This is a genomic window from Flavonifractor plautii ATCC 29863 (genome assembly GCF_000239295.1).
GTDB classification, from domain to species: Bacteria; Bacillota; Clostridia; order Oscillospirales; family Oscillospiraceae; genus Flavonifractor; species Flavonifractor plautii.
This window is the reverse complement of record NZ_JH417833.1, coordinates 56,928-62,516: the sequence shown is the minus strand read 5'-3', so window position 1 is coordinate 62,516 and position 5,589 is coordinate 56,928. Positions and strand designations below refer to the sequence as shown.

Annotated in this window: 5 protein-coding genes; all 5 read left to right on the top strand. The window is 66.4% G+C overall.

Annotation, left to right across the window (positions count from 1 at the left end; translation table 11 throughout):
- Positions 1-64: 64 nt before the first annotated feature.
- The 5 genes from mutL (at position 65) to HMPREF0372_RS15170 (ending at position 5,434) form a co-directional block, all read left to right on the top strand.
- Entirely contained in the window at positions 65-2,161 is a 2,097-nt protein-coding gene (gene mutL, locus HMPREF0372_RS15190) for a DNA mismatch repair endonuclease MutL (protein ID WP_007494371.1), read from the top strand.
- A gap of 484 nt (positions 2,162-2,645) precedes the next feature.
- Positions 2,646-2,882 carry an RNA chaperone Hfq gene (hfq, locus tag HMPREF0372_RS15185; RefSeq protein WP_007494367.1) on the top strand — a complete coding sequence of 79 codons (237 nt, stop codon included), beginning with the start codon at positions 2,646-2,648 and terminating at the stop codon, positions 2,880-2,882.
- 9 nt (positions 2,883-2,891) lie between these two features.
- On the top strand, positions 2,892-4,184 hold the full coding sequence (locus HMPREF0372_RS15180; RefSeq protein ID WP_007494363.1) for an HlyD family efflux transporter periplasmic adaptor subunit: 1,293 nt from the start codon (positions 2,892-2,894) through the stop codon (positions 4,182-4,184).
- Positions 4,185-4,202: 18 nt separating this feature from the next.
- Entirely contained in the window at positions 4,203-4,910 is a 708-nt protein-coding gene (locus tag HMPREF0372_RS15175) for a YggS family pyridoxal phosphate-dependent enzyme (protein WP_007494361.1), read from the top strand.
- 23 nt (positions 4,911-4,933) lie between these two features.
- Positions 4,934-5,434: a cell division protein SepF gene (locus HMPREF0372_RS15170; RefSeq protein ID WP_007494359.1), complete on the top strand. Its 501-nt coding sequence runs from the start codon at positions 4,934-4,936 to the stop codon at positions 5,432-5,434.
- Positions 5,435-5,589: the final 155 nt, after the last annotated feature.

Here is a 5,589-nt window from a genome sequence, read left to right as displayed (position 1 = left end):
CGAACCCGCTTCGCTGGGCTTCGGCGGGGGCCCCATTTTCCCTTTTTAGAAAGCAGGTGCTTCTATGCCCCACATTCTGCAATTAGATCCCCACGTGGCCGATCTGATCGCCGCCGGCGAGGTGGTGGAGCGGCCCGCGTCGGTGGTCAAGGAGCTCATGGAGAACGCTATCGACGCCGGGGCGGACGCCCTGACCGTGGAGATCCAGCACGGCGGCATGAGCCTCATCCGGGTTACCGACAACGGCTGCGGCATCGCCGCCGCCGAGGCGGAGACCGCCTTCCTCCGCCACGCCACCAGCAAACTGCGCACCGAGTACGATCTGGAGGCCATCGGCACCCTGGGCTTCCGGGGGGAGGCTCTGGCGGCCATCTCCGCCGTCTCCCGCATCGAGCTGCTCACCCGCACGGCGGAGGAGGATTTGGGGGCCGCCCTCTCCCTGGAGGGGGGCGCGGTGGTGCACCGGGAAGAGGCCGGCTGCCCCCAGGGCACCACAATGGTGGTGCGCGACCTGTTCTACAACACCCCCGCCCGGCTCAAGTTCCTGAAAAAGGACACCGCCGAGGGGGCGGCCTGCTTCGCCATGGTGCAGCGGGTGGCCCTGTCCCACCCGGAGGTGAGCGTCAAGTTCCTCCGGGACGGCAAGCAGGAGCTGCTCACCCCCGGCGACGGGCAGGTGCAGTCGGCCCTCTACGCCGTGCTGGGCCGTGACATGGCCCTTGGCTTCACGCCGGTGAAGGGTTCGGGGGAGGATATGTCGGTGTCCGGCTTTGTCTCCCTGCCCACCTGCTGCCGGGGCACCCGGGGCTACCAGCACTTCTTCGTCAACGGCCGGTATGTGAAAAGCCGCACCATGATGGCCGCCCTGGAGGAGGCCTACGCCAATCAGAAGATGGTGGGCAAATTTCCCGGCTGCGTCCTCCACCTGACCACCCGGCTCAACGCGGTGGATGTCAACGTACACCCCACCAAGCAGGAGGTCAAGTTCGGCAGTGACAAGAAGGTCTTTGACGCGGTGTACTATGCCGTCAAGTCCACTCTGGAGGCCGACCGCACCCGGCCGTCCCTCCAGGTGGAGCCCCCGCGCCCGGCGGAGGGGGGGCGGCCTGCGCAGTCTCCCCTCTGCCCGGCGGAGCGCACTCCGGCGGCCCCCGCCTACCGGGAGATGACCCTGGAGGAGTTCCGCCGGACGGCGGAACGGCCCGCAGCGCCCCTGCCCCTCCACGACTTCACCGCCCCCCGGGCCACAGGGGCCGCCCCGGCAGCCCCTGCCGGGAACGGCGTCTCCGGCGCCCCCATCTCCATCCCCCAGTCCGCCGGGGCGGACACCCATATCCGCCCGGTCGAAGCCGCACCTGTCCCCGCCGGAAGCGGCATCTCCGCCCCCCCAACCTCCGCCGCGCCGCACGCGCGAACGGACGACCGTGCCCGCCCGGCTGAATCCGCCCCTGCCTCCGGCGCACCCATCTCCACCGTCCGGCCCGTCGGGGCGGATGCCCACATCCGCCCGGCTGAAGCCGCGCCCGACCAGCCGGTAGGGGCGGCCTTTATGGCCGCCCGACCAGCCGGCGAGCCCTCAGCGCCCCCTTCGGAGGAGGAGCCCTGGCACATGGCGGGGGAGGTGCTCAACACCTACATCATCGTGGAGCAGGGAGACAAGGTGCTCTTCATCGACAAGCACGCCGCCCATGAGCGGCTCAACTTCGACCGGATGAAGGCCGAGGGCTACCAGCCCATGGTGCAGGCCCTGCTGGAGCCGGTGGTGTTCACCCCTCCGGCGGAGGAGGGGGCCGCCCTGCTGGCCCAGCTCCCGCTGCTGGGGCGCTTCGGCTTTGAGGCGGAGGACTTCGGCGGCGGGGCGCTGATCGTCCGGGCCGCCCCCAGCGACGTGGCCGCCGGGGAGATCCCCGACGTGCTCTCCGAGCTGGCCGGCCGCCTGCTCACCGGCGGCTCCGCCGACCCCGGCGCGGCCCGGGACGCCCTGCTCCACACCATGGCCTGCAAGGCGGCCATCAAGGGCGGCCAGAGGAACAGCCCCGCCGAGCTGCTCAAGGTGGCCCAGGCGGTCATGTCCGGCGCGGTCAAATATTGCCCCCACGGGCGGCCGGTGGCCATTGAGCTGACCCGCCAGCAGCTGGAAAAGCGCTTCGGAAGAGCCTGATTTGACCGCGCTTCGCGCCTTTGGCGCGTCCAAGTGTTTTCGCCGGAGGCGAAAACCTTGCCGCAGGGGCAATTCACTTGCCCCGAGGATGTAGAATCCTCTCGGGGCCCCCGGCGGACAGGTCCGCCGGGGAGCAAATATTGCCCCCACGGGCGGCCGGTGGCCATTGAGCTGACCCGCCAGCAGCTGGAAAAGCGCTTCGGCAGAGCCTGATTTGACCGCGCACCGCCCGCAGCCCTATCGCTCGGCCGGGCGGCCACAAGGGCCGCCCCTACGCGGAAGCCACAGTCAAACCTAGGGCAATTCCGGCCCACCGCAGTCCGTGGCGGCCTTGCCCAGGCGGGTACAGCGCACTCGCTTCCAAGTTTGGCGGGGGCCGTGGGGGAAAACGCCGAAGAGACACAGCCCCGCGCCGTTTCGACAAAATCCGCCCGATAATTGGTATATATTGGATGCATCTTATAGATAGAAGGAGTGCATCCACATGCAAAAGACCAACAACCTGCAAGACCTGTTTCTGCTCCGCGCCCGCAAGTCCCACGCCAGCCTGACCGTATTTCTGATGAATGGCTATCAGCTCCGGGGACAGATCACGGGCTACGACGCCTTTGTGGTGGTACTTATGACGGGGGACAAGCAGCAGGTCATTTACAAGCACGCCATCTCCACCATTGTGCCGGAGCGGGCCATCTCTTTGGAGGCGGAGGGGGCGGCAGACTAAGGAGCTGCCATGAAGCAAGGAACCCTGATCAACCGAATTGTCATGCTGCTGCTGCTGGCGGCCGTCCTGGTGTATCTGGGCGTGTCCGCCTGGCGGAGCTTCCGCGATCCCTATACCCTGGTGCTGTCCTACGCCTACACTGTGGACGACAGTCTGGAGGCCACCGGCTTTCTGGTGCGGGAGGAGCGCGTGCTCGCCAGTCCCGGCGGGATTGTGGATCTGCTGCCCGAGGAGGGAGAGAAGGTCTCCCGCGGGGAGACGGTGGCCCTGCTCTACCAGAATGACTCCGGCCTGGCGCGGAAGGAGGAGCTACAGAGCCTGACCATGGAAAAGGAGCAGCTCCAATACGCCCTGGAGCGGACCCAGAGCGGCGGCGACTCCTCCCAGCTCAGCCAGCAGGTGATCGACGCCATCGTGGCCCTGCGCTCCTCGGTGTCCACCGGGGATCTCACCCGGCTGGAGGACGAGACCCTGCTGCTCAAGAGCCTGGTCTACAAGCGGGACTTTACCTTCAACGGCGGGGAAGAGGACGGCGATGCCGCCGCCGCCATCCAGTCCTCCATTGACGCGGTGGACGCCCAGATTGCGGCGCTGAGCGCCCAGGCCGCCCAGGACACCAGCCGCCTCACCGCCGGTCAGGCGGGGGTCTTTTCCGGGCAGACCGACGGCTATGAGAGCCTGCTCACCCCCGGTCTGCTGGAGACCATCACCCCCGGCCAGCTCAGCCAGCTCGACCGCCAGCGGCCCCAGCCGGACGCCGGCGCGGTGGGCAAGCTGATCACCGATGCCACCTGGTACTTTGTCTGCGCCATGGGCGAGGAGGAGGCCGGGCGGCTCATCGAGGGCCGCACCGTCACCGTCCGCTTCTCCCGGGACTGGTCGGGCGAGGTGGACATGAAGGTGGAGCGGGTAGGGGAGACCCCGGAGAACGGCCGGGTGGCCGTAGTGCTGTCCTCCGACCGCTATCTGTCTGAGACCACCCTGCTCCGAAAGCAGACGGTGGAGCTGGTCTTTGACAGTCAGACCGGCATCCGCGTGCCCACGCAGGCAGTGCGCGTGGAGGAGCGGACCGTCACCGACCCGGAGACGGAGGAGGAAAAGCAGGAGCTGGTCACCGGCGTGTACGTCCTGGTGGGCCAGCAGGCAGAGTTCAAGCCCGTCACCATCCTGGCCCAACTGGAGGATTTCGCCCTGGTGAAGTCCGCAGACGGCTCGGACGGCAAAAAGGCCCTGCGGGCCGGCGACGAGGTAATCCTCTCCTCGGTGGAGCTCTTTGACGGAAAAGTGATCACGCAGCCATAGACAGGGAGGTAATGACACATGTCCCTTGCAGAGCGCATTGCGCTGGTAAATGAGAAAATCGCCGCCGCCGCCCGGCAGGCGGGTCGGGAGCCGTCGGAGGTCACCCTGGTGGCGGCCACCAAGGTGCAGACCTCCGACACCATCCGGCAGGCCATTGCCGCCGGCGTCACCATCTGCGGTGAAAACCGGGTGCAGGAGATGACCGCCCACCTGGACGACGACGCCTACGCCGGCGCGGCCCTCCACTTCATCGGCCACCTTCAGACCAACAAGGTGCGGCAGGTAGTGGGCCGGGTGGAGCTCATTGAGTCGGTGGGCTCCGAGCACCTGCTGGAGGCCATCGAGGCCCAGGCCGCCAAGCTGGAGCTGGTACAGGACATCCTGCTGGAGGTCAACATCGGCGGGGAAGCGTCCAAGAGCGGCATTTCCCCGGAGGAGCTGTCCGCCCTGGCCGCCCAGGCGGTTGGCAGCCCCCATGTGCGCCTGCGGGGGCTCATGGCAATCCCTCCCGTGGCCGCCGGGCCGGACGGAAACCGCCCGTTTTTTGCAAAAATGCGTCAGCTTTATGTTGACATAAGAAGTCAGATGGATGATAATAAGACTAGCTTTGACTGTCTTTCCATGGGTATGAGCGGCGACTTTGAGGACGCCGTGCGGGAAGGGGCCACCCTGGTCCGGGTGGGTACCGCCCTGTTTGGGCCCCGTCCTCCCATGCACAAAGGATAGAACAAATTCGGGAGGTTACCGAAATGGGATTTTTAGATGAACTCAAGCGCCTGGCCCGCCCCTATGAGGACGAAGAGGAAGAGGAGGAGTTTGACGACTTCGAGCCCGTCTCCCGCAGTGAGCGCATGGACCGCACCGGCGGCGACCGCCTGGAGCGGAAGGCCCCCAAGGCCCAGGACAGCACCGGCCCCATCTTCCCCGTGGAGAACGAGCGCCGGAGCAACAAGGTGGTCAATATCCACACCACCACCCAGCTTCAGGTGGTGCTGGTCAAGCCCGAGCGCTTCGAGAACGCCAGCGAGATCGCCGACCACCTGCGGGAGAAGCGCACGGTGGTGCTCAACCTGGAGTCCACCAACAAGGATATCGCCCGCCGCCTGCTGGATTTCCTCTCCGGTGTGGCCTATGCCAATGAGGGCAAAATCAAAAAGGTGGCCATCTCTACTTATATTATTACGCCCTACAACGTGGATATTTTAGGCGATCTGATTGACGAACTGGAGAACAACGGGCTGTATTTCTGAACTGCTCTTCAGGACAGGAAAATGTCCGGGTTGTCCCGCCGGGAGTCCGGCGTTTCAAGCGTTTTGGCACCGCCAAAACACGGATGCCGGGCGAATCCACATTGCCCGGCAGATGCCAAAGAGGGGGTTCCCGCCCGATGCTCCGCATCGGGCGG

What these genes read in the sequence shown, in the direction of transcription:
- HMPREF0372_RS15175 (WP_007494361.1), top strand. Translation starts at nt 4,203, where the DNA reads ATGTCCCTTGCAGAGCGCATTGCGCTGGTAAATGAGAAAATCGCCGCC.
- hfq (WP_007494367.1), top strand. Translation starts at nt 2,646, where the DNA reads ATGCAAAAGACCAACAACCTGCAAGACCTGTTTCTGCTCCGCGCCCGC.
- HMPREF0372_RS15170 (WP_007494359.1), top strand. Translation starts at nt 4,934, where the DNA reads ATGGGATTTTTAGATGAACTCAAGCGCCTGGCCCGCCCCTATGAGGAC.
- mutL (WP_007494371.1), top strand. Translation starts at nt 65, where the DNA reads ATGCCCCACATTCTGCAATTAGATCCCCACGTGGCCGATCTGATCGCC.
- HMPREF0372_RS15180 (WP_007494363.1), top strand. Translation starts at nt 2,892, where the DNA reads ATGAAGCAAGGAACCCTGATCAACCGAATTGTCATGCTGCTGCTGCTG.